Consider the following 22,517-nt stretch of genomic DNA (forward strand, 5'->3'; position numbering starts at 1 on the left):
GACGGAGAACCGCTGCGGTGGAGCGATTCGGTCAGAGCGTGTTCAGCCACGCGATCCGGTCGGAGCTGAATCGGAAGGACGGGTCGAGCAGCACCACGTGCTGACCGGAAGGACTTCCCTGCGGAGCGTCGAAGCAGACGTCGGCGGTCATGGTCCCTCCCGGTGCCAACTGCCCCGACTGCAAGAGGTTGTCGCTTCCGGTGAACGTGCTCGAGAGGATCGCGCCGTTCGGACTCTGCAACTTCCAGTCGAGCCCGCCGCTGAACGTGCTGGGCTCGTCGGACTGGTTGTCGTGGGTGACCGTCGTGCAGAGGGTGTTGCCGAGGGTGCTGTCCCCCGGAGCGAGCGGTGTCGTCGTCGTCTTCAAGCCGTCGGCGTCCACGGTGTCGCCGGCCCGAGCTACTACGTCGTTCTTCGTCGCGCCGGGGAACGCGGGCTGCGCGTTCGCTTCCTGTGCCGCGGAACCGGCACCGCCCGGAGACGTCACGGTCGGTCCGCTGTCACCGCCGCTCGTGTTCACGACGACGATCCCCGCCACGACGAGGACCAGTGCTGCGAGGATGAAGCGCTTCTTCTTGTACCAGGGCCGCTGAGCCTTGCGATACGCCTTGTCGGCCCGAGCGTGAGCCCTGGCTTCGCGCGGATTGTTGAACACGGGTTGTGAACTCTGTGGCTGAGACATGAGACTCACCCAACCTGGATGTGCGGGACAAGTACGGGCCGTCAGCGTACCGCCGGATCGTGTGATGTGCATCACCCAAAAAATATGATCAGTCGACGGGTGTTCCTTTGCCGATCATTGCGGAAGGCGCTCGTCCTGGAGTTGAAAAAAATTCAGGTGTGCGGATTTAGCGCACTCCGTGACTCCCCGTCGATGTCGATGCGGAGTCGTCGGTCGAATCATTCTGGCGATCTGGATCGTAAATCTTTGACCAGCAGTCAAAGTGGGGAGGAATTCACCGGGCCGCGCGAGGACGTGAGAACCTCGGGGCTCGATCTCGCTGTCGTGCTCGGCCTGCTCGACGCCGGGTGGGCCGGGACGCGAGCGCCCGCGCCGGGACCGAACGGTTCTGACCTCGCGGCGCTCTTGTCGGGTGAGATCGGCGAGTCGGCGGTGTTAACGTCGTCGCGTGGACATGACACCGCGACCCGCGCAGGACGGCGTCGGTGAGACGCGATCGGCGGCCGAGCGCCGCGAGCGCGAGGAGTTGATCCGCGCGCTCTCGCTCGACGGCCGCACGCGGTACGCGGCACTGCTCGATCGGCTCTCGCGGTGACCGTCGACCACCTCGCCCTGGAGGACCTGCTCCTCCTGACCGAGGACCTGGACGTGCCGCGGGTTCGCGACCTCGGCCTGCTGGACTCGGCGGCGCACCGGCCGCAGTCCTCGATCATGGGACAAGACGCCTACCCGACCGTGCACGAGAAGGCCGCCGCCCTGATGGAGTCGGTGGCCCGCAACCATCCGCTGATCGACGGCAACAAGCGGTTGTCGTGGATGGCGGCCTTCGTCTTCTGCGGTCTGAACGGAATCGACCTCGACGCGCCGGAGGACGACGCGTACGACCTGGTGATCGCCGTGTCGACCGGCGCGATCGGCTGTGCCGAGGTCGCCGAGCGCCTCGCCGAGTGGACTCGCGCCGCCGCACGATCCGCGTGACCTCCGCTGCATCGGCTTCTGGTGGGCGGGTGGGAGTTCTCGCAGGCCGGACCGACAGCGACCCGCGGTAGCTCGTGGCACCGCGTCACAGATCTTCGCGGCCGGGCGGGAGGCCGTCTTTCAGGGCTTCGCTCAGACTGATGGCAACGTCGCCGGGGTTGTGGACGCCCGGGAGTGCCGTTCGGGCACCGATTTTTCTCGCCGATCCGTGAAGATTCATCTGTCCGCTGATCGACCAGGTGTCGTGGTGTTTTCCGGCTCCGAACGGAGAATTGCTCCGAGGAGGTGGAGGGTGTTGTATTTTGACCATCGGTCAAAGAGTGGAGGAATTCACCGGGACGCGCGAGCGCAGGGGAATCCCGGAGCGCGGGTCCTGCTGTCATGGTCGTCGGCGTGGAGTACAGCATCCCGGCGATACGCAGGCTGCAACTCGGCCGTGTGCTGCGCGAGCTGCGCAAGCGGGCGTCGTTGAGCATCGACCAGGTGGGGCCGGACCTGGACGTGTCGGCCAGCACCCTCAACCGCATCGAGTGCGGACGGGCGCGGGTGCACCCGCTGGTCGTGCGCGGCGCTCTGGACCTCTTCGGCGTGCCCTTCGAGACGGTCGAGGACGTCATGGCACTGGCGCGCGAGGCGTACCGCAACACCTGGTGGACCGTGCAGGGCATCGCCGCCGACAGCTACGTCGCCCTGGAGACGGAAGCGGTGGCGGCGCGCAACTTCGAACTGGCCCTGATTCCGGGACTGCTCCAGGTCGAGGACTACGCGAGGGCGTTGTTCACCCTCGATCCGCCCGCTGAGCGGGAGCGGTACCTGCGCATCCGGATGGAACGCGCGGCCCGGCTCACGGGTGATCGGCCGATCGACCTGCACGCGGTGGTCGACGAGACGGTCCTGACACGCCCGGTCGGAGGGCGGAGGGTGCTGACCGAGCAGGTGCGGCACCTCGTGGAGATGGCGCAGTTGCCGGACGTGAGGTTGCAGGTCCTGCCGGTCGCGGTCGGAGCGAGCCGTGGACTGAGGGGTGCCTTCAGCCTGCTGTCCTTCCCCCCGGACACGATCGACGATCTCGCCTACGTCGACCACCCGGCGGGGAACCTCCAGTTGTCCAAGCCCGCCAAGGTGAAAGAGCTGACTCAGCGCTTCGACCGGATCGCTAGAGTCGCACTGGACGAACACGAGTCCCTGGAACTCCTGCGCGGGCTCGTCCGTGACTGAGAACGCGAGGTGGACCGTGGACCACGACATCACGTGGCGGACGAGCAGTCACAGCGCCGAAGGTGGCGGCAACTGCGTCGAGGTGGCGCTCACGGGCACGGTCGCCGGGGTGCGGGACTCCAAGAACGTCACCGGGCCGCACCTGCGGTTCCAGGCGCGGGCGTGGGCCGAGTTCCTGGGGAAGATCAAGCACTGACGACACGGGCCCGCGGCGGAGAGGTGATCCGCGGCGGGCCCGGCGCGTCGTCAGTGAACCTGGTTGCGGCTGTGCGCGGCCAGGGCGAAGACGCCTCCGGCCACCGCCAGCATCGCCACGGCCGAGACACCGGCGAACGCGAGGTCGCCATCGGCGGCAGGCATGGCGAGAACCGCCAGTACGAGCACGAACAGAGTTGCTACTGCGGCAAGAACGGCCTTCATGATTCCCCTTGCATAGACTTCTCACCTCTCAAGACGTACGGGTACCCACTTCGTGCTGCCGGAGTCGCACACTTCACACTTCCGGACGTGACGTGAGACGCACTCCGGTACGTGGAGTGGATCTTCGAGGCCGGTCGATAGGATCGCCGACGTGCAGCGGGGCGTGAAGGGGCTGGCCGAGCGGCTGCTCGGTGAACCCGTCCTCCCCCGCGGCGGACGGGAGGACGCGGCCGCCTCCCTCGCGGTCTTCGCGACGTGGCTCGGCGCGTGGACACCCGCCGTGCACGCCATCTACAACGGCTGGAACGTCGCCGGGCTGTGCGTCGCGGTGCTGCTGCTCGTCGTCGCGATCGGCAACGGCGCCGCGCACGGGGCGCCGTCGCGGACCGTGCTGCTCGTCGCGATCGCCAGCACGCCGCTGCCGCTGCTGATCTCCCCTCCGAACCGGCACAACCTGGACGCCGGGGTCGGCGGACTCGTGCCGTCGATGGTGCTCGCGGGTGCCGCGGCGCTCGCGGTGGCCGCCGTGCTGCTGCCGTCGCGGATCTCGCCGAGGGCGAGCGCGGTCGGCGTGCTGGCGATCTCGGCCAGCGCGTTCGGCGCGATGATCACCGGCAGCCGTCCGCTGATCGACGTGTGGGTGATCCTCCAGGACTCCGCGCGCGGGCTGCTCGACGGCCGGAACCCCTACACGATGAGCTTCCCCGGCGTTCCCGCCGGGCAGATGGACTGGTGCTTCAACTACTGGCCGGTGACGTTCCTGTCGACCGCGCCGGGGGAGTGGGCGCTCGGCGACGTGCGCTGGGCCGAGGCGCTGTACCTGCTGGCCGCGCCCGCGCTGCTGGTGTGGCACGTCGGGCAGCGCTCGGCGTGGCGGGACCGGAGGGGCGTCGCGCTGGCCGTGCTCACGGCGGTCGTGCCTGGCGCGCTGCTGATCGTGCAGCAGGCGTGGACCGAGCCGATGCTGCTGCTGGGGATGGTCGCCGGAGCCGTGCTCCTCGCGCGGGACCGGGCGGACTGGGCGGTGCTGCCGCTCGGCCTCGCGCTCGCGACCAAGCAGCACCTCGTGGTCCTGCTGCCGCTGCTGCTGTTCTGGCCGCGCTTCGGGTGGAAGCGGCTCCTCGCGACCGGTGGAGTCGCCGCGGCGGTGTCGCTGCCGTGGCTGCTGGCCGACCCGGCTCGCTTCCGGCTCTGCTCGGTGGACTTCTTCCTCGACCAGCCGGAGCCGCCGAAGTCGCTGTCGGTGTGGCAGGTGCTGCCCGAGCCGGTGCGGATGCCGGTGCTGCTGCTGGGCTTCGCGGCGACCGTCGTGCTGCTGCTGCGGCGCGTGCCCCGCACGCCGGGCGGCTTCCTGGTCGCGTCGGGCGTGCTGCTGTCGGTGTTCTCCCTGCTCAACAAGCAGACCTTCATGAACCAGTGGTGGCTCGCCGCCGCGTTCGTCGTCGCCGGGTACGCCCTGCGACGCGCGCGGACGGACGACCGGGCCGAAGCGGACGTCGGGAGTGATCGGTGAGGGCTGTGGGGATCGGGGCCGTCGAGTCGAGGGTGCTCGCGTTCGCGCCGTGGCTGCTGGCGCTGTCGCTGGTGGGGCACTTCCTGCTGACGGCGCTGGACGACGTGCAGAGCGTCGTCGACCTGCGGGTCTACGTCTACGGGGCGCCGCACCTGCTCCGGGGCGACCTGTACGACTTCACCTACGCGGAGTTCACGCCGGACTTCCCGCTGCCGTTCACCTACCCGCCGTTCGCGGCGCTGGTGTTCCTGCCGCTGTCGGTGCTGCCGTGGATCGTCGCCCGGTGGCTGTGGCAGGCGCTGAGCGTGGCGTGCCTGTTCTGGATCGTGCGGGTGTCGCTGCGGCTGGTCCGGCAGGACACCGGAGCCGAGGGGGACGCCGGGGTCGACGGCGACACCGCCGAGGTGTGGCGTCGCCGGGCGATGTTCTGGACGGCGCTGACGCTGTGGATCGAGCCGGTCCGCACCACCCTGAACTACGGGCAGATCAACCTGGTGCTGATCGCCGTGCTGCTGACCGCGATGGCGAGCAGCCGCTCCTGGCTCGCCGGGCTCGGCGTCGGCGCGGGAGCGGGCGTGAAGCTCACCCCGGCCATCTCCGGGGTGTACTTCCTGCTCCAGCGCCGGTTCGCCGCCGCCGCGTGGTCGTTCGCCGGATTCCTGCTCACGGTCGCGCTCGCGTGGCTGATCGCGCCGACCGAGTCGTTCCGCTACTGGTTCGAGCTGCTCGGCGACGCCGACCGCATCGGCCCCGTCGGCTCGGCGATCAACCAGTCGCTGCGCGGCTCGCTGACCCGCACGGTGCACTTCGACGTGGAGACCGGCCCGATCTTCCTGGCCGCCGCCGCCGTCGCGACCGCCCTGTTCCTGTGGGCCGCGCGGGAGGCGGTGCGCGCGGAGGACCGGCTCGCGGCACTGGTGTCCGTGCAGGTCTACGGGCTGCTGCTGTCGCCGATCTCGTGGAGCCACCACTGGGTGTGGGCGGTGCCCGCGCTGCTGTGGCTGCTGTACGGGCGGGCGCGCGGACAGCGGGTCGTGGTCGCCGCGGCGGTCGTCTGGGTGCTCGCGGTCGGCAGCTACGTGATCTCGTTCCTGATCCTCGCCCAGCAGGGCGACATCTGGAAGATCGACCGCGCCTGGTACCTGTCGGCGCTGGGCTGGGTCTACCCGCTGTGCGGTCTGCTGACCCTGATCGCCGTCGCGGTGAGCCTGCGCAGCCGCGTCCGCGAGCCCGAGGTCCTCCAGAACTCCTGAGGCAACACGGGTCCGCCCGGCGGACACAAGAGGTCATGACGACCGAAGAGGTGGACGACCGCGCACTGTGGTCTCAGGCCGCGGCCGGGAGCGGACACGCCTTCGGCGTGCTGTTCGACCGGCACGCCAAGGCGGTCTACAACCACTGCTTCCGGCTCACCGCCTCCTGGGCCTCGGCCGAGGACCACCTCCAGAACACGTTCCTCACGGCGTGGCGCAAGCGCGACCGGCTGCGGCTGGAGCACGACTCGGCGCTGCCGTGGCTGCTGGCCGTGGCCACGAACGTCGTGCGCTCCGACCGGCGCACGGTGGCGCGGCGGCTGCGGCTGTTCCAGCGCGCGCCGGCGGAGGCGGCGGTGCCCGACCACGCGGACCACGTGGCCGACCGGGTGGACGACCAGCGGCGGATGACGGCGCTCCTGGCGGCGGTGAACCGGCTGCCGCGCAGCGAGCGCGAGGCGCTGGCGATGTGCGTGTGGTCGGGGGTGTCCTACCGGGACGCCGCCGCCGTGCTGGGCATCACCGAGAGCAGCGTGCGCGCTCGGGTCAGCAGGGCGAAGGCCCGGCTGACCCGGATGTTCGCCGAGCCGGAACAGGTCGTCCCACTCGCCGCGACCACCGTGGAGGACCGATGAACAGCGCTCCGCCCCCCGCCCGCGACCTGCCGCCGCACCGGCGGGCCGAGATCCGGGCCGAGATCGAACGCGCCGCGGGCTCCAGCCGGTCGTTCCGGTACGCGCCGCTGCTCACCGCAGGTGTGGCGACGGCCTCCGTGGTGGCGGTCGTGGCGGTCCTCCAGCCGTGGAGCGGGCCGCGGCCGGACACCGCCGCACCGCCGTCGCCGACCTCCGCGCCGGTGGTGACCACCGGAGCTCCGCCCACGTCGACGGACGCGCAGCAGTCCGTGCCGGGCAGGCCCTCGACCCACGTCCCGGCGCCCTGGCCGGTGAGCGGCGACCCGCTCCCGGCGGGCCCCGCGGAGCTTCCCGGCCTCGACGCGGCCCGCATCACCGAGATCGAGAACGGGTGCCTGCGGAGCGCGGGCCTGTCGGGCACCCCGGTGCTCCACCAGTACCTGGAGGACGCCCACGGGCACTTCGCGCTGGTCTACACCGAGAACGCGGCTCTGAGCTGCACGGTCGACGGTGAACCGGCCATGCCGTACAACGCCGGGTTCTCGGCCGGGTTCGCCGTTCCCTGGCTGCCGGGCCCCTTCTCGATCGACGCGTCGCCCGGCCGCATCCTCGATCCCCTCGGCCCCGCGCCGGTGCACACCACCGGTGCGGCCGGACGGGTCGAGCCGAACGTGGCGAGGGTGACCTACGACGTGGACGGCATGACGGCGGAGGCGACCGTCGCCAACGGCACGTACGTCGTACGGGTCACGTACCCGCCGGGAGTGGTCCCGGACGACTTCACGACGGGTGAGGTGCGGGCCTACGACGAGGACGGCACCCTGCTGGGCACCAGCGAGGACATGGGAGCCCACTGCTGGGTCGACCCGGAGGGGAAGATCGTCCGGGGGCGGACGGACGGTGGGGAACCGGGGAACTGCCTGCCGGCTCGGCGCTGGCGCTAGAGGGGTCCTCGAAGCCGGAGCGCGAGGGGCCGGGTCTCGATCACGGCGCGCGACGAGGTGGCGGTCCTTCGCACCGGTGGGCGTCCGCGGCGCCCGGATCGGCCGCGACGACGTCGAGCAGTCCGGTGGAGCGCGCCACGTGATCGACCACGGTGCGCGGGCCCGCTCCACCTCGTCGGGGAGCTTCCCCGACGCGTCCAGCTTCCTCGGCCGCATCGCGCTGTGCCGCATCCGCTCCGGCCAGATGCGCAAGGGCGAGACCGTGGCCTGGATGCGCGAGGACGGCGGCGTGCAGAAGGTGCGCACCACCGAGGTGCTCGTCACCGAGGCGCTCGACCGCGTTCCCGCCGAGGAGGCCCACGCGGGCGACCTGGTCGCCGTCGCGGGCGTCCCGGACTCCCTAGGGCGTCGCGAGCAGGGCGTCGATCTTCTCGGCGAGGGTGACGTCCAGGGCGGTGATGCCGCCCGCCGAGTGGGTGCTCAGGTGGAACACCAGCGTGCGGTAGTGGATGTCGACGTCCGGGTGGTGGTCGTCGGCCTCCGCGATCTCCGCCACCCGGTTCACCACCGCGACGGCCTGCGCGAAGCTGCCCAGCTCCACGGTCCGCTCCAGCGTCGTGTCCCGCGCCGTCCAGCCGGGGAGCGTGTGCAGTGCGGCGGTCACCTGGTCGTCGGTCAGCAGTTCGGCCATGCCCCGATCGTGCCACCGCGTGGCGTAGGCTGCGCGATTGCCACGGGAGTCCGGTGATGCGCCGGGCTGAGAGGAGGGCGCGCAGCCCTCGACCGTCCACACCTGATCCGGATCATGCCGGCGCAGGGAGGGATTCGTCGTGCCTGCGCGTCCTCGTTCGGGAGGACCAGGAATGCCACGCACGTTCACCGCGACAGCCGCTCTGCTCGTACTGCTCTCCGGCTGTTCGCTCGGCGGGTCGGGCGGCTCCGGCGGGGACGCCGCCGCGCGCGAGGTCACCCTCGTCACGCACGACTCGTTCGCCGCGAAGCAGGAGACGCTCGACGCGTTCACCGCGCGCACCGGCATCACGGTCAAGCTCCTGGCCAGCGGCGACGCCGGAGAGCTGACCAACAAGCTCGTCCTGACGAAGGGCGACCCGATCGGCGACGTCGCGTTCGGCGTCGACTCGACCTTCGCCTCCCGCGCCCTCGACGAGGGCGTGTTCGAGGAGTACGCGAGCCCCGAGGCGAACTCCGGCGCGCAGCGCTACGCCGTGGGCGGCGGCACGCGGCTGCACGCCGTGGACGTCGGCGACGTGTGCGTGAACGTCGACGTGGCCGGCCTGGCCGAGCGCGGCCTGCCCGAGCCCGCCGGTTACGAGGACCTGGCCGACCCGAAGTACAAGGACCTGCTGGTCGTGGAGGACCCCGCCACGTCGTCGCCCGGCCTGGCGTTCCTGCTCGGCACGATCGGGAAGTTCGGCGAGAACGGCTGGCAGGACTACTGGACGCGGTTGAGGGCCAACGGCGTGAAGGTCGTCTCCGGCTGGGAGGAGGCCTACACGCAGGACTTCTCCGGCTCCAGCGGCAAGGGCCCGCGCCCGGTCGTCGTGTCCTACGCCTCGTCGCCGTCCGCCGAGCTCGCCGAGGACGGCACGCCGCGCACGAAGGCCCTGCTCGGCACCTGCTACCGCCAGGTCGAGTACGCCGGCGTGCTGGCCGGGGCGAAGAACGCCGCCGACGCGCGGCAGGTCGTCGACCTCCTGCTGTCGGAGAGCTTCCAGGCCGACGTGGCCGAGCAGATGTACGTCTACCCCTCGCGCGAGGGCGTCGCGCTGCCCGAGTCGTGGACGAGGGCAGCGCCGCTGCCCGAGCAGGCCGCGACGCTGCCCGCCGAGCAGGTGCAGGCGAACCGGGAGCAGTGGGTCCAGCAGTGGCGCACCCTCGTGCAGGGCTGAGCCGGTCCGCCGTCGGGTGGGCGCTGGCGGCGCTGCTGCCGCTGGGGTTCCTCGGCGTCTTCTTCGCGTGGCCGGTGCTGGCGATCGTGCGCCTGGGGCTGCGCGAGGGCGGCGTGCTCGACGCGCTGACCTCGGGCGAGACGTGGCGGCTGGTCGGGTTCACCCTCGGCCAGGCCGCCGCGTCCACGGCCCTCGCGCTGGTCGCCGGGATGCCCGTGGCGTTCCTGCTGGCCCGCGCGGACGTGCCCGGCACCGGGCTGGTGCGCGCGGCGGTGGTGGTGCCGTTCGTGCTGCCCACGGTCGTGGTGGGGCTGGCGTTCCGCGCGCTGTGGCCCGACGGCGGGATCACGCCGATCGTGCTGGCGAACGCGTTCTTCAACGTCGCCGTCGTCGCCCGCACGGTCGGCGGGCTGTGGGCGCAGACCGACCGGCGTGCCGAGGACGCGGCCCGCGCGCTCGGCGCGTCGCGGCCCCGCGCGTTCGTCTCCGTCGTGCTGCCCGCGCTCGCCCCGGCGATCGGATCGGCCGCCGCGGTGGTGTTCCTGTTCTGCGCGACCAGCTTCGGCGTCGTGCTCGTCCTCGGCGGCTCGCGCCACCGCACGCTGGAGACCGAGATCTACCTGCGCACGGTGCAGCTGTTCGACCTGTCCGGCGCGGCGGCGCTGTCGCTGCTCCAGTTCGCCGCAGTGCTCGCGGTGCTGCTGCTCGGGGCGCTCGCGCGGCGGCGCGGGGAGACGGCGCTGGCGCTGCGCGAGCACGCCGAGCTGACCCGGCGGCCCACCGGCGGCGAGTGGGGCGTCGTGGCCGCCGCGTGGGCCGTCGTCGTCGCGCTGCTCGTGCCGGTGGTGGGTCTGCTGGTCCGCTCGGTGTCCACGTCGGACGGCTGGAGCCTCGACGGGTACCGCGCGCTGACCGGCACGGGGGAGCGGGGCACGCTCGCCGTGAGCGGGGTCGACGCCGCGCTGAACTCGCTGCGCACCGCCACCGACGCGACCGCGCTCGCCTGCGTGTTCGGCGTGCTGTCCGCGGTGGTCGTCGTGGGCCTGCGCCGCAGCCGCGCTCCCGGCTGGCTCGCCGACGGGCTCGACACGGCGCTGATGCTGCCGCTCGGCGTGTCCGCCGTGACGGTCGGCTTCGGCTACCTCGTCACGCTGAACGCGCTGCCCGGCGACCTGCGCACGTCACCGGCGCTCGTGCCGCTGGCGCAGGCGCTGGTGGTCACGCCGCTGGTGGTCCGGATGGTGCTGCCGGTGCTGCGCGCGATCGACGAGCGGCTGCGGCAGGCCGCCGCGACGCTCGGCGCGAGCCCGTGGCGGGTGTGGCGCGAGGTGGACCTGCCGCTGGCCGGGCGGTCGCTGGTCGCCGCGGCCGGGTTCGGCTACGTCGTGGCGCTCGGCGAGTTCGGCGCGACGAGCTTCCTCGCGCGCCCCGACGCGCCCACGCTGCCGATCGTCGTCGCCCGGCTCATGTCGCGGCCCGGACAGCTCAACAGCCAGATGGCCTACGCGGCGTGCGCGCTGCTGATGATCGTCACGGCCGCGGCCGTGCTGCTGATCGAGAAGCTGCGGGTGCCTGCCCGCACCGAGTTCTGACGGGGTGTGCGGTGGCGCTGGAGGTGACCGGACTGACCGTCCGCTACGGCGACGTGGCGGCGGTGTCCGACGTGGACCTGCGGGTGGCGGACGGCGAGGTCGTCGCGCTGCTCGGCCCGTCGGGCTGCGGCAAGTCCACGCTGCTGCGCGCGGTCGCCGGACTGGAGCGCCCCGGCGGCGGACGCGTCGCGTGGGACGGGACCGACCTCGCCTCGACGCCCGTGCACCGCAGGGGGTTCGGGCTCGTCTTCCAGGACGGGCAGCTCTTCCCGCACCGCGACGTCGCGGGCAACGTGGCGTTCGGGATGCGGATGCACGGTGTGGAGCGGGAGAAGCGCGCCGAGCGGGTCGACGAGCTGCTCGAACTCGTCGGCCTCGGCGGCTACCAGCGGCGGCGGGTGACCGAGCTGTCCGGCGGTGAGCAGCAGCGCGTCGCGCTGGCCCGCGCGCTCGCGCCCGAGCCGCGGCTGCTGCTGCTCGACGAACCGCTCTCCGCGCTGGACCGCGCGCTGCGCGAGCAGCTCGCCGTGGACCTCGCCCGGCTCCTGCGCGACGCCGGGGCGACCGCGCTGGTCGTCACGCACGACCACGACGAGGCGTTCACGCTCGCCGACCGGGTGGCGCTGATGCGGGGCGGGCGCGTCCGGCAGACCGGGCCGCCGGAGCTGGTGTGGCGGCGGCCGGTGGACGCCGAGGTGGCGCGGTTCCTCGGCTGCGGCACGGTGCTGCCCGCACGGGTCAGCGACGGCGTGGCGACGTTCGCGCTGGGCGAGGTCAGGGTGGGCGACGCGAACGGCGACGTGCCGGACGGGCCGGTCCGGCTGGGGCTGCGCAGCACCGCGCTGCGCGCCGACCCCGCCGGAGCGATCACGGGCGAGGTGCTGGAGCAGGTGCACCGCCGCGACCACGTGCGACTGCTGGTGCGGGTGGGGACCGCCGAGTACGAGGCGGTGGCCCCCGTCGCCGCGGCGCCCGCGGTCGGCGACCCCGTCCGGTTGTCGGCCGATCCGGACGGGGTGGCCGTGCTGGCGGGGTCGTGATCAGCTGTCCTTCGTCGTCACGCGCCACAGGGCCAGCGACAGGCCGATCAGGAGGTAGCAGGCGGCCAGGCCGGTGCTCTCCCACAGCGGCTGCCACGGGATCGGGTCGCTGATCACGTTGGCCAGCGGGTCCCACGCCGACGTGAGCAGGAACGGCTGCAACCAGTCCAGCGCGCTGAACAGGCTGAACACCTGGAACGTGATCAGTCCGGCCAGCACCGACGACACGACGACCAGCGGGTGCTCGGTGCACGCGGAGATCGCCAGCGCGACCGCCCCCACGGCCCACGTCTGGAACGTCACCAGCAGCATCACCAGGCCGATCCTGGCCAGCGAGTCGCCCAGCGACAGCGTGGTGCCCGACAGCGAGATCATGCCGCCACCGCCGAGCGTGATCAGGCCCGTGATCAGGCCGACGACCGTCACGACCACGACCGCCACGAACGACAGCGCCGCCACGCCGAACGCCTTCACGGCCAGCAGCCGAGCGCGGCCCACCGGCGCCACCAGCAGTCCGCGCAGCGTGCCGTTCGCGGTCTCGCCCGCGAGGCCGTCCGCCGCCCACACCGCGCTCAGCAGCGGCAGCAGCAGCGGCAGCGACAGGAACAGCACGAAGATCGGCAGCAGCAGGCCGTTGCCGCCGATGATCGCGGCCAGCCCCTCGCCCGCCGGGCCGGAGCCGTCGCCCGTCGCGATGCTCAGGCCGATCCCGGCCAGCACCGGCACCAGCGCCAGCAGACCCAGTCCGATCAGGGTCCGCGGCCGGCGCAGCATCCAGCGCAGCTCGGACGCGAGCAGCCGCCCGGTCGGCGCGCGGCGCGGTCGCGCGGTGGCGGCCACCAGGGTCTCGGCGGTCATCGCAGTTCCTCCTCGGCCTCGAACGCGACGTCGATCTCGGCTCCGCGGTCCGGTCCGTCGTCCTCGGTGAGCCGGGCGAACAGGTCTTCCAGGCCGGTGTGCGGCCGGGTGGCCTCGTGCACCGCGACCCCCGCGCCCACCAGGGCGCGCAGCACGTCCGGCGCGGACGTCCCGGTCAGCTCCACGCGCAGGCCGTCCTCGGCCGGTCGCGCCGAGATCCGGGACGCGCGCAGCACGTTCAGCCCCTCCTCGACGTCGGGCGTGGTGATCATCAGGGCCTGGCTGCCCGAGCGCAGCAGTTCGGCCAGCTCGCCCTGCGCCACCACGGTTCCCCGGTGCAGCACGGCCACGTGCGTGCACGTCGCCTCGATCTCGCTGAGCAGGTGCGACGACACGAGGACCGTGCTCCCCGCCGCGTGCAGCTCGGCGATCACCCGGCGGATCTCCCGCGTCCCGGCGGGGTCCAGCCCGTTGGTGGGCTCGTCGAGCACGATGAGCCTGCGCGGCACCAGCAGCGCCGAGGCCAGGCCGAGCCGCTGCTTCATGCCGAGCGAGTAGCCGCGGTAGCGCCGGTGCGCCGCTGGCGACAGCCCGACGCGCTCCAGCGCGTCCTCCACGGCACCCCGGATCGACCCGCTCGCGAGCAGCGGTTCGAACGCCGCCGCCCTGCGCAGGTTCTCCCGGCCGGACAGGAAGGGGTGGAAACCGGGTCCCTCGACGAGCGCTCCCACGTGCGGCAGCGCGTGCCCCGCGCCGTCGGGGAGCGCGTGGCCGAGCAGTTCGACCTCGCCCCGCGTGGGCCGCACGAGCCCCAGCAGCATCCGGATCGTGGTGGTCTTGCCCGAGCCGTTGGGGCCGAGCATCCCCAGCACCGCGCCCTCGGGCAGGTCGAGGTCGACGTTGTCGACGGCGACGGTGCTGCCGTAGGTCTTGCGCAGGCCCCGCGTCCTCGCGGCGAGGGCCGGAGCGGGGGTGGAGCCGGCCCTCGCCGGCCCCACCCCCGCCCGAGCGCTGGTCGAGGTGGTCACTTCGTCTGCCCCAGCGCCTCGACGAGGACCTGCTCCGGCACGGCGCCCAGGGCCACGCGACCGTCCTCGGCGACGACGGCGGCACCGACCTTCGTGGTGATCAGCGTGCCGCTGCCCCACTCGCCGCTCACCGGCTTGCCGAGCTGCGCCAGCAGCGCCCGCGGGTCGAACTGCTCGCCCTCCGGGCGGGGGCCCCGCTCCGGCCGGGAGTCCTCCCCGGCGTCCTGCGGCACGATCGCGTCCAGCGGCGCGTTCACGACCAGGACCGTGTCCCAGCCGTCGCCCACGACCTGCGGGGCGACCTCGCCGAGCGCCTTCTCGGCCTCCTCCCGCGTCGGCTGCTCGGCGTCCTTCGCGCCCTCGTCGACCTTCGCCCCGGCGGGCGGGGTGAAGGTGAACAGCCCGGCGTCCTGCGGGCCGACGTTCAGCTCGGAGAACGCGATCTGCGCGGCGGGCTCGGCCGTGCCGTTGGTGAACACCGAGAACCGCAGCGGGATGCGCAGCTCGGCGTCGACGGCCACCCTGACCTCCCGCAGCACCGTGCGCTCGTCCGGCTTCGGCGTCAGCACCAGCTCGTAGGCGGCGCGACCGGCCACGCGGGCCGTGCCGTCGACGGCGACGTCGCTGGTCTCCTGGACCAGCGCCACGGCCTGCCTGGCCGCCGCGACCGGGTCGAGCTGCTGCTCGCCCGACTGCTGTTCCGGAGCCTCGCCGTGCGGGAACTTCGTCACCGTCTGGTCGGCGGAGTTCCACAGCCACGAGTTCTCGCCGTCGTCGACGAAGGTGCGCTCGGTCTGCGAGCCGGGCAGCGAGACCCGGACGCGGTCCTGACCGTCGGTCCACATCCGCACGCTGCTCACGCCGTCCGACAGCTGCGGCACGCCGCTGATCGCCGGAATGCCCAGGTCGTTGTTCACGTCCACCGTTCCGCCGAACGCGGCGGGCTCGGTGGTGAGCACGGACTCGACCAGGCTCTGCGCGTCGATCTCGGGCAGCACCGGCGCCGGACCCGCCCCCGCGGGCATCGCCAGCACACCGAGCCCGGCCACCCCGGTGAGCACCCCCGCCGCCGCTGCGGCCACGGTGACCCTTCTTCCGTTCATGTCCCCTCCTCCGACGTGTCGGGCGGCTGGATCGCCGTTCCGACACCACAGACACTGCGCCCCGTGTCCTGAGACGGCGCTGAGAACGCCGCCGTTGCTGAGAGCGCGCTGAGACGTTCCCCCGATCCTCCTCCTGGAAGCGGCATGCTGTGGGGCGTGAGGCCACGGGTGCTGGTTGTAGACGACGAGATCGGCGTGCGCAGGGCACTGGAGCGGGGACTCTCCGCCGAGGGCATGGAGGTGGTCACGGCCGCCGACGGCCCCAACGCGCTGCGCGTCGCCCTGACCGGCGCGTTCGACGTCGTGCTGCTCGACGTGATGCTGCCGGGCCTGTCCGGGTACCGGGTGCTCCAGCGGCTGCGCGCCGAGGGCGTCCGCACGCCGGTGCTGATGGTCTCCGCGAAGGACGGCGAGGTCGACCAGGCCGACGGGCTGGACCTCGGGGCCGACGGCTACCTCGTCAAGCCGTTCTCGTTCGTCGTGCTGGTCGCGCAGGTCCGCGCGCTGCTGCGGCGGCACGCCGGTGGTGGCGCGCGCCGCCGCCTGCGGCTGGGGGAGCTGGTGGTGGACCGCGCGCTGCGCGAGGTGAGCTGGGCGGGGGCGCCGGTGTCGCTGAGCCCCCGCGAGTACGCCGTGCTGGACGTGCTGGCCAGCCGTGCCGGGTCGGTCGTCACGAAGGACGAGCTGCTGCGCGCGGTGTGGGGCGACGAGCAGGCCGCCACCCGCAACGCCGTGGAGGTCTACGTCGGCTACCTGCGCCGCAAGCTCGACGCGACGGGTGCGGGGGAGGTCGTGCGGACCGTGCGCGGGCACGGCTACATCGCGTCCACGCCCGACCTCGACGCCGCCATCGGCGCGGTCGTCAAGCGCAGGTGAACCCGCGCCGCTGGTGGCTGCGGCGCACGCTGCGCTTCCGCATCACCGTGGTCGCGACCGGCGTCGCGCTGCTCACGCTGCTCGCGTTCACGCTCCTCGCCCCCGCCCTGATCGGCCGCGTGCAGCTGGTCGCCGTCGACGAGCAGCTGCGGCACCGGCTCGTGGCGGCGAGCGCCGACGTGGCCGCTGGACGACTGCCCGACCCGCCGACGCGGGTGCTCGACACGGCGGGCGCACCGGTGGACGGCGGCGGGTCCGCCGGTCTCGACGCGGCGGCCGTGCGGCGCCTGAAGTCCGGTGAGCCGCTGCTGCGCACCAGTGGGGAGAGCGCCGCCCGCTGGCTCGGCGGGGTCGTCGTCAGTCCCGACGGCACACCGCGGCTGGTCGTCACCGGGAACGAGCTGCTCGGCTACTCCGGGGCGAACGTGCTGGGCACGCGGTGGCTCGCGCTGGCCGCCGTCCTGGCCGCCGGACTGGTCGGCATCGCGACCTGGCTGTCCGTGCGGTCCTCGCTGCGGCCCGTGGAGCGGATGCGGATCGCCGCCGGAGCGCTGCCGCGCGGGCAGCGGCTGCCCGTGCCCGAGTCCCGCGACGAGGTGCAGGCCCTCGCGGAGGCGCTCAACGGCCTGCTGGCGCGGCGCGACGAGGCCACCGAGCGGCTGCGGCGCTTCACCGGCGACGCCGCCCACGAGCTGCGCTCGCCCGTGACCTCGGTGCGCGCCCAGGCGGAGGTCGCCGTCGCCCACCCGGACCCGGACTTCTCCCTGGAGGTGCTGGAGTCCGTCGTGGAGGAGTCGCAGCGGCTGTCCGCGCTGGTGGACGCCCTGCTGATCCTCGCCCGCGCCGACACCGGCGAGCTGCCGCCCGCCGAACCCGTCGACCTGGTGCTCCACGCGCAGGCGGCGATCGACCGGATGCCGGAGAGCGACCTGGTGGTGCGCCTCGACGCGCCGCTGTCGGCGTGCCTGGTCTCCGCCACGCACACCGAGGTGGAGCTGGTCGTGGACAACCTGCTGCGCAACGCGGGCCGCTACGCCGAGACGCTGATCCGGGTGTCCGTGCTGCCCGCCGGTCGTGAGCTGCGGCTCGTCGTGGACGACGACGGGCACGGCATCGGCGAGGAGCACCGCGCCCGCGTGTTCGACCGGTTCTACCGCGTCGAGGAGGACCGGGGGCGCGACACCGGCGGTTTCGGCCTCGGGCTCGCGCTCGTCGCGCACCTCGTCCGGCGGCGCAGGGGGACCGTCCGGGCGGCCGAGGCGCCCGAGGGCGGTGCCCGGCTGGAGATCCGCTGGCCGCAGTGGCGATGATGCGCGGGTGCCGCACCTGCGCAACACCACGCTCGTCGACGTCCCCGCCCGCACCGTCGCCGGCGCCCTGCTCGAACCCTCCCTGCTCGGCGGGCGGGGCGGGGTGCTGTGCGCCGGGGACGAGGTGGCGTCGCCGTTCGGGCCGGTGCGGGTCGAACGGGCCGACGAGACCGGCGCGGAGGTCGTCGGCGCCGGGCTGCGGCTGGTCACCGAGCTGAAGCGGACCGGCGGCGGGACGCTCGTCGTGGACGGCCTGTCCCACGGCGGCCGGGTCGGGCGGCGCCTGGCGCTGCGGGTGCTGGCCGCGCGGGCGCGGGTGATCTCCCTGCGCGCCGAGCAGCTCGCAGCCGCGCGGGTCGTGGTGGGCGCGGCGATCGTGCGGGACGGGCGGCTGCTCGTGCAGCAGCGCGCGTGGCCGGAGCGCGACGCGGGCCGCTGGGAGCTGCCGGGCGGCCGGGTGGAGCCGGGGGAGTCCGACGCCGCCGCTCTGGAGCGCGAGTGCGCCGAGGAGCTGGACGCGCACGTCGTGGCGGGCGAGCGCCGCGGCCCCGACGTGCCCCTGAAGCCGGACCTCCTCCTGCGCGTCCTCACCGCGACCCTGGTGAGCGGCGAACCCCGCCCCGTGGAACACCGGGCCCTCCGCTGGATCACGGCGGCCGAGCTGACCACCCTGGACTGGCTCCCCGCGGACCGAGCCCTCCTCCCGTCCCTGCGCCCCCTCCTCCCCCGAACCGCGAGTTGAGCGTTCAGGCACCGCGAGTTGAGCGTTGGAGCACCGCGAGTGGAGCGTTCGCGTCCCGGCTGGACATGACCGGATCGCGAACGGTCCACTCGTCGTGCCTGAACGCTCAACTCGCGGTGCGCGAGTGCTCAACTCAGGCCGGCTACCTTCAGGGCCGCGTTCAGGCGGTGGGTGGAGCGCTCGCGGGCGCGGACGGCGCCCTCGGCGCGGACGCGGTCCAGCTCGGCCGGGTCGGCCAGCAGTTCCTGCGTCCGTTCGCGCACCGGGCGCAGCTCCTCCACCACGGCCTCGGCCACCAGCGACTTCAGCTCCGCGTAGCCGCCGATCTCCCCGGCCAGGTCGCGCGGCGAACCGCCGGTGCACGCGGCCAGCACCTCCAGCAGGTTCGCCACGCCGGGTTGGGCGTCCGGGGCGTAGCGCACCTCGCCGGAGCTGTCCGTGACCGCGCGGCCGATCTTGCGCCGCACCAGGTCGGGCGGGTCCAGCAGGAACACCACGCCCGCCGCGTCCTTCGCGGACTTGTCCATCTTGCGCGTGGGATCGGACAGGTCGCGCACCCGCGCCGCGGTCGGCGGTGTCACCGCTCTCGGCACGGTGAACACGTCGCCGTACGCGCCGTTGAACCGCTTGGCCAGGGCGCGCGCCAGCTCCACGTGCTGCGTCTGGTCCTCGCCCACCGGCACCTCGTGCGCGCCCTGGAGCAGGATGTCCGCCGCCATCAGCACCGGGTACGTGAGCAGGCTCAGCCGCACCGAGTCCCGCCCCGCGGCCTTCTCCTTGAACTGGATCATCCGCGCTGCCTCGCCGTAGGTGCAGGTGCACTCCAGCAACCAGGTCAGCGCGCCCAGCTCGCGCACCAGGTCCGACTGCACGCAGACGCTGTGCGGGTCCACCCCGGCCGCGACGAGCACCGCCAGCTGCTCCCTGGTCAGCGAGCGCAGCCCGGACGGGTTGTGCGACGTCGTCATGGCGTGCAGGTCGCTGATGAAGTAGACGTCCTGCTCGGTGCCCTCGCGGGCCCAGCGGCGCACCGCTCCGAGGTAGTTCCCGAGCTGGACGTGCCCGGACGGGGTGATGGCCGACAACCTGATCACGTGTGGTCCCTCCGCGGTGAGAGGGCCGCCGCCGGTCAGCACCGCCGAACACGACGAGGGCCGCCCGATGGGGCGGCCCGTGTGGTCTTGCGCACAGGTCTAGAGCCGCCGGGAAGCGGCCCGCCAGGACTGGACGAGGCTGTGCACGCCGTTGATCGTAGCGCGCGCCGCGAGGGCTGACGACGGGCGGCGGTGACCGCGACCCGAACACCCCGTGAACTCGCACGACTCTTCACGCGGCCTTCTTCGCCGCTTTCTTCTCCGCCTTCTTCATGGCCTTCTTCTCGGCCTTCTCCCGCTCCGCTCGCAGGACCACCACCGGGCAGCGACGGCACCGCGGCGTCGAGCGGCAGCACTTCGCCACGGGCTTGATCTTCCCCACGTTCTGTGCTCCACTCGTCCGGTGCCGCCAGGATAGGTGAGGCTGACCTCACCCTGCGCGCATGTGTGGTATTGGCGATGGAGCCGGTACCCTTGGTGAAGGCTGTGCGCGATCTTCGTTCCGGCGTCGGCCTCCTTTCCTGACTTCCAGCTCTAGGAGTTCCGCGTGCCCACGGCCACCGCGTCGATCAAAGAATCGCCTGCTCAGGTGCGAAACGACCTGCGCAACGTCGCGATCGTCGCGCACGTCGACCACGGCAAGACGACCCTGGTCGACGCCATGCTCCGCCAGTCCGGCGCCTTCTCGGCGCGGGCTGAGCTCGTCGACCGCGTGATGGACTCGGGCGAACTCGAGCGCGAGAAGGGCATCACCATCCTCGCGAAGAACACCGCCGTGCGTCGCGAGACGCCCGACGGTGCGGTGACGATCAACGTCGTCGACACCCCCGGTCACGCCGACTTCGGCGGTGAGGTCGAGCGCGGCCTGTCGATGGTGGACGGCGTCGTGCTGCTCGTCGACGCCAGCGAGGGTCCGCTCCCGCAGACCCGCTTCGTGCTGCGCAAGACCCTGGCGGCCGGCCTGCCCGTCATCCTCGTGGTCAACAAGGTCGACCGCCCCGACGCCCGCATCAGCGAGGTCGTCGAGGAGGCCCACGACCTGCTGCTCGACCTCGCGACCGAGGTCGGCGCGGACGACTCGGTGCTCGACCTGCCGGTGGTCTACGCCTCCGCGCGCTCCGGTCGCGCCAGCCTGAACCAGCCCGAGGACGGCGGCCTGCCGGACGAGGAGAACCTGGACGTGCTGTTCCAGGTCCTGCTCGACCACGTGCCCGCGCCCACCGGTGACGTGAACGGGCCGCTCCAGGCGCTGGTCACCAACCTCGACGCGTCCAGCTTCCTCGGCCGCATCGCGCTGTGCCGCATCCACTCGGGCCAGATGCGCAAGGGCGAGACCGTGGCCTGGATGCGCGAGGACGGCAGCGTGCAGAAGGTGCGCATCACCGAGCTGCTCATCACCGAGGCCCTCGACCGCGTTCCCGCCGAGGAGGCCCACGCGGGCGACCTGGTCGCCATCGCGGGCATCCCGGACATCACCATCGGCGACACCCTGGCCGACGCCGACGACCCGCACGCGCTCCCGCGGATCACCGTCGACCAGCCCGCCATCTCCATGACCATCGGTGTGAACACCTCGCCGCTGGCCGGTCGCGGCGGCGGCACCAAGCTCACCGCCCGGATGCTGAAGGCCCGCCTGGACTCCGAGCTGGTCGGCAACGTGAGCGTCCGCGTGCTGCCCACCGAGCGTCCCGACACCTGGGAGGTGCAGGGCCGCGGTGAGCTGGCGCTGGCCATCCTGGTCGAGCAGATGCGCCGCGAGGGCTTCGAGCTGACCGTCGGCAAGCCGCAGGTGGTCACCCAGACGATCGACGGCAAGCTGCACGAGCCGTTCGAGCACCTGACGATCGACGCCCCCGAGGAGCACCTCGGCGCGATCACCCAGCTGCTGGCCAACCGCAAGGGCCGCATGGAGAACATGGCGGGTCACGGCACCGGCCGCATCCGCCTGGAGTACGTCGTCCCGTCGCGCGGCCTGATCGGCTTCCGCACGGAGTTCCTCACCGAGACGCGCGGCACGGGCATCGCCAACGCCGTGTCCCAGGGCTACCAGCCGTGGGCCGGGGAGATCCGCACCCGCCACAACGGTTCCCTCGTCGCCGACCGCACCGGCTCGATCACCGCCTACGCGATGATCCAGCTCGCGGACCGCGGCACGTTCTTCGTGGAGCCCGGCGCCGACGCCTACGAGGGCATGGTCGTGGGCGAGAACCCGCGCGCCGAGGACCTCGACGTCAACGTGTGCCGGGAGAAGAAGCTGACCAACATGCGGCAGTCCTCCGCCGACGTGATGGAGACGCTGGCCCGCCCGCGCAAGCTGTCGCTGGAGGAGGCGCTGGAGTTCTGCGCCTCCGACGAGTGCGTGGAGGTGGCTCCGGAGGTCGTGCGCGTGCGCAAGGTGATCCTGGACGCCAACCAGCGCGGTCGTGAGCGCAGCCGCCAGAAGCTGCGCGGCTGATCCACCCGCATCCGCGAGAGGCGCGTCCCGGAACGTCCGGGACGCGCCTCTCGCGTTCGCGCGGCTTCTCCCCGGAGCGGACGGGATCTCGCGGCGCGGACGCGGTCGTTCCTCGCGCGACTTGGCGACGCCGCGCCCGGCTGGCATCCTGTCGGCGCGGAACGACGTTCCGATTCGGCCTGACGAACCGTGCTCCGCTCACCGGGGCGCGACGGGAGCGACGATGACCGGCACGAGCGGTCCGCGGAAGCGGGCCGACGCCCAGCGCAACGAGAAGGCGCTGCTGGAGGCGGCCGCCGCGGTGTTCGTGGCCTCCGGCGTCGACGCGCCCGTGCGGGACGTCGCGGCGGCCGCGGGTGTGGGCGTCGGCACGATCTACCGCCACTTCCCGACGCGGGCCGATCTCGTCGTCGCGGTCTACCACCACCAGATCGAGGCGTGCGTCGCGGCAGGTCCGGCGTTGCTGGCGCGCAGCGCCTCGCCGCACGCGGCGCTGGCGGCCTGGATCGACCTCTTCGTCGACTTCCTGGTCACCAAGCACGGCCTGGCCGAGGCGCTGCGGTCCGACCAGGACACCTTCCAGACGCTGCACGCCCGCTTCCTCGACGACCTCGTCCCCGTCTGCGCCCACCTGCTCGACGCCGCCGCCGGGGCGGGCGAGATCGTCCCCGGCGTGGACCCCCTCGTGCTGATGCGCGGCATCGGCAACCTCTGCATCGGCGCGGGCGACCCCCGGTACGACCCCGGGTTCGTGGTCGGACTCGTCGTCGCGGGACTGCGGCTCCGCTGAGCCGCTCCGGACGTCCACCGACCACGACTCCTCGCCCCCCGGCAGCGCTCCCGGCGCGGTCTGGCACCCTCAACGG

Annotated in this window: 23 protein-coding genes, 1 pseudogene and 1 riboswitch; of the genes and pseudogenes, 17 read left to right on the plus strand and 7 right to left on the minus strand. The window is 72.9% G+C overall.

Going from position 1 to position 22,517, the window contains the following annotated elements; all coding sequences use genetic code 11:
- Positions 1 to 31: 31 nt before the first annotated feature.
- Positions 32 to 754, minus strand: a complete 723-nt coding sequence (locus IMZ35_RS13410; RefSeq protein WP_229371895.1) for a DUF4352 domain-containing protein — start codon at positions 752 to 754, stop codon at positions 32 to 34.
- A gap of 376 nt (positions 755 to 1,130) precedes the next feature.
- Between IMZ35_RS13410 and IMZ35_RS13415 the strand changes: the two genes are divergently transcribed.
- The 9 genes and pseudogenes from IMZ35_RS13415 to IMZ35_RS30640 all read left to right on the plus strand — a co-directional run.
- Complete coding sequence (locus tag IMZ35_RS13415; RefSeq protein ID WP_199441348.1) at positions 1,131 to 1,277, plus strand: hypothetical protein; 147 nt, start codon at positions 1,131 to 1,133, stop codon at positions 1,275 to 1,277.
- Positions 1,274 to 1,660, plus strand: coding sequence for a type II toxin-antitoxin system death-on-curing family toxin (locus IMZ35_RS13420; protein WP_199441349.1), 387 nt, complete (start codon positions 1,274 to 1,276; stop codon positions 1,658 to 1,660). The genes IMZ35_RS13415 and IMZ35_RS13420 overlap by 4 nt, the downstream gene beginning before the upstream one ends.
- Before the next feature lie 393 nt (positions 1,661 to 2,053).
- Complete coding sequence (locus IMZ35_RS13425; protein WP_199441350.1) at positions 2,054 to 2,878, plus strand: helix-turn-helix domain-containing protein; 825 nt, start codon at positions 2,054 to 2,056, stop codon at positions 2,876 to 2,878.
- A 16-nt stretch (positions 2,879 to 2,894) separates the two neighbouring features.
- Entirely contained in the window at positions 2,895 to 3,074 is a 180-nt protein-coding gene (locus IMZ35_RS13430; RefSeq protein ID WP_307868049.1) for a DUF397 domain-containing protein, read from the plus strand.
- 375 nt (positions 3,075 to 3,449) lie between these two features.
- Positions 3,450 to 4,811: a hypothetical protein gene (locus IMZ35_RS13435; RefSeq protein WP_199441351.1), complete on the plus strand. Its 1,362-nt coding sequence runs from the start codon at positions 3,450 to 3,452 to the stop codon at positions 4,809 to 4,811.
- Positions 4,808 to 6,064 (plus strand): mannosyltransferase, encoded by a 1,257-nt coding sequence (locus tag IMZ35_RS13440; RefSeq protein WP_307868050.1) that lies wholly within the window; start codon positions 4,808 to 4,810, stop codon positions 6,062 to 6,064. The genes IMZ35_RS13435 and IMZ35_RS13440 overlap by 4 nt, the downstream gene beginning before the upstream one ends.
- A 35-nt stretch (positions 6,065 to 6,099) precedes the next feature.
- Positions 6,100 to 6,699, plus strand: a complete 600-nt coding sequence (locus IMZ35_RS13445; protein ID WP_199441352.1) for an RNA polymerase sigma factor — start codon at positions 6,100 to 6,102, stop codon at positions 6,697 to 6,699.
- Entirely contained in the window at positions 6,696 to 7,643 is a 948-nt protein-coding gene (locus IMZ35_RS13450) for a hypothetical protein (RefSeq protein WP_199441353.1), read from the plus strand. The genes IMZ35_RS13445 and IMZ35_RS13450 overlap by 4 nt, the downstream gene beginning before the upstream one ends.
- Positions 7,644 to 7,833: 190 nt before the next feature.
- Positions 7,834 to 8,040, plus strand: a pseudogene (locus tag IMZ35_RS30640) (EF-Tu/IF-2/RF-3 family GTPase); the annotation flags it as partial.
- Between the two features lie 3 nt (positions 8,041 to 8,043).
- On the opposite strand, the gene IMZ35_RS13455 reads toward IMZ35_RS30640, so the two are convergent.
- Positions 8,044 to 8,334, minus strand: coding sequence for a 4a-hydroxytetrahydrobiopterin dehydratase (locus IMZ35_RS13455; protein WP_199441354.1), 291 nt, complete (start codon positions 8,332 to 8,334; stop codon positions 8,044 to 8,046).
- A 32-nt stretch (positions 8,335 to 8,366) separates the two neighbouring features.
- A riboswitch (TPP riboswitch) is annotated at positions 8,367 to 8,480 on the plus strand.
- 26 nt (positions 8,481 to 8,506) lie between these two features.
- On the opposite strand from IMZ35_RS13455, the gene IMZ35_RS13460 reads away from it, so the two are divergent.
- From IMZ35_RS13460 to IMZ35_RS13470, 3 genes are read left to right on the plus strand one after another with little or no spacing between them, the layout of a single operon-like run.
- On the plus strand, positions 8,507 to 9,553 hold the full coding sequence (locus IMZ35_RS13460; protein ID WP_199441355.1) for a thiamine ABC transporter substrate-binding protein: 1,047 nt from the start codon (positions 8,507 to 8,509) through the stop codon (positions 9,551 to 9,553).
- The gene (locus tag IMZ35_RS13465; RefSeq protein ID WP_307868052.1) at positions 9,529 to 11,145 is read left to right on the plus strand and encodes an ABC transporter permease; all 1,617 of its coding nucleotides are present in this window, start codon (positions 9,529 to 9,531) and stop codon (positions 11,143 to 11,145) included. The genes IMZ35_RS13460 and IMZ35_RS13465 overlap by 25 nt, the downstream gene beginning before the upstream one ends.
- Before the next feature lie 11 nt (positions 11,146 to 11,156).
- The gene (locus tag IMZ35_RS13470; RefSeq protein WP_199441356.1) at positions 11,157 to 12,185 is read left to right on the plus strand and encodes an ABC transporter ATP-binding protein; all 1,029 of its coding nucleotides are present in this window, start codon (positions 11,157 to 11,159) and stop codon (positions 12,183 to 12,185) included.
- Here IMZ35_RS13470 and IMZ35_RS13475 read toward each other — a convergent pair whose 3' ends face one another.
- From IMZ35_RS13475 to IMZ35_RS13485, 3 genes are read right to left on the minus strand one after another with little or no spacing between them, the layout of a single operon-like run.
- Positions 12,186 to 13,043 carry an ABC transporter permease gene (locus tag IMZ35_RS13475; protein ID WP_199441357.1) on the minus strand — a complete coding sequence of 286 codons (858 nt, stop codon included), beginning with the start codon at positions 13,041 to 13,043 and terminating at the stop codon, positions 12,186 to 12,188.
- A complete protein-coding gene (locus IMZ35_RS13480) occupies positions 13,040 to 14,071 on the minus strand; it encodes an ABC transporter ATP-binding protein (protein WP_199441358.1) in 1,032 nt (343 codons plus the stop codon). The genes IMZ35_RS13475 and IMZ35_RS13480 overlap by 4 nt, the downstream gene beginning before the upstream one ends.
- Positions 14,068 to 15,174 (minus strand): LolA family protein, encoded by a 1,107-nt coding sequence (locus IMZ35_RS13485; protein WP_199441359.1) that lies wholly within the window; start codon positions 15,172 to 15,174, stop codon positions 14,068 to 14,070. The genes IMZ35_RS13480 and IMZ35_RS13485 overlap by 4 nt, the downstream gene beginning before the upstream one ends.
- Positions 15,175 to 15,318: 144 nt before the next feature.
- Here IMZ35_RS13485 and IMZ35_RS13490 point away from each other — a divergent pair, with 144 nt between their 5' ends.
- The 3 genes from IMZ35_RS13490 (at position 15,319) to IMZ35_RS30645 (ending at position 18,102) form a co-directional block, all read left to right on the plus strand.
- Complete coding sequence (locus IMZ35_RS13490; RefSeq protein WP_199441360.1) at positions 15,319 to 16,050, plus strand: response regulator transcription factor; 732 nt, start codon at positions 15,319 to 15,321, stop codon at positions 16,048 to 16,050.
- On the plus strand, positions 16,047 to 17,360 hold the full coding sequence (locus IMZ35_RS13495) for a sensor histidine kinase (protein WP_199441361.1): 1,314 nt from the start codon (positions 16,047 to 16,049) through the stop codon (positions 17,358 to 17,360). The genes IMZ35_RS13490 and IMZ35_RS13495 overlap by 4 nt, the downstream gene beginning before the upstream one ends.
- 325 nt (positions 17,361 to 17,685) lie before the next feature.
- Entirely contained in the window at positions 17,686 to 18,102 is a 417-nt protein-coding gene (locus IMZ35_RS30645; RefSeq protein ID WP_229371901.1) for a (deoxy)nucleoside triphosphate pyrophosphohydrolase, read from the plus strand.
- Between the two features lie 128 nt (positions 18,103 to 18,230).
- Here the strand turns inward: IMZ35_RS30645 and trpS are convergent, their stop codons facing one another.
- Positions 18,231 to 19,196 carry a tryptophan--tRNA ligase gene (gene trpS / locus IMZ35_RS13505; protein WP_199441363.1) on the minus strand — a complete coding sequence of 322 codons (966 nt, stop codon included), beginning with the start codon at positions 19,194 to 19,196 and terminating at the stop codon, positions 18,231 to 18,233.
- 232 nt (positions 19,197 to 19,428) lie between these two features.
- Positions 19,429 to 19,578: a hypothetical protein gene (locus IMZ35_RS13510; protein ID WP_199441364.1), complete on the minus strand. Its 150-nt coding sequence runs from the start codon at positions 19,576 to 19,578 to the stop codon at positions 19,429 to 19,431.
- A gap of 165 nt (positions 19,579 to 19,743) precedes the next feature.
- Between IMZ35_RS13510 and typA the strand changes: the two genes are divergently transcribed.
- A complete protein-coding gene (typA, locus tag IMZ35_RS13515) occupies positions 19,744 to 21,651 on the plus strand; it encodes a translational GTPase TypA (RefSeq protein WP_199441365.1) in 1,908 nt (635 codons plus the stop codon).
- A gap of 223 nt (positions 21,652 to 21,874) precedes the next feature.
- Complete coding sequence (locus IMZ35_RS13520) at positions 21,875 to 22,441, plus strand: TetR/AcrR family transcriptional regulator (RefSeq protein ID WP_199441366.1); 567 nt, start codon at positions 21,875 to 21,877, stop codon at positions 22,439 to 22,441.
- Positions 22,442 to 22,517 lie beyond the last annotated feature (76 nt).

This window comes from Umezawaea beigongshangensis, from assembly GCF_016464305.1.
In the GTDB taxonomy this organism is placed as follows: Bacteria; Actinomycetota; Actinomycetes; order Mycobacteriales; family Pseudonocardiaceae; genus Umezawaea_A; species Umezawaea_A beigongshangensis.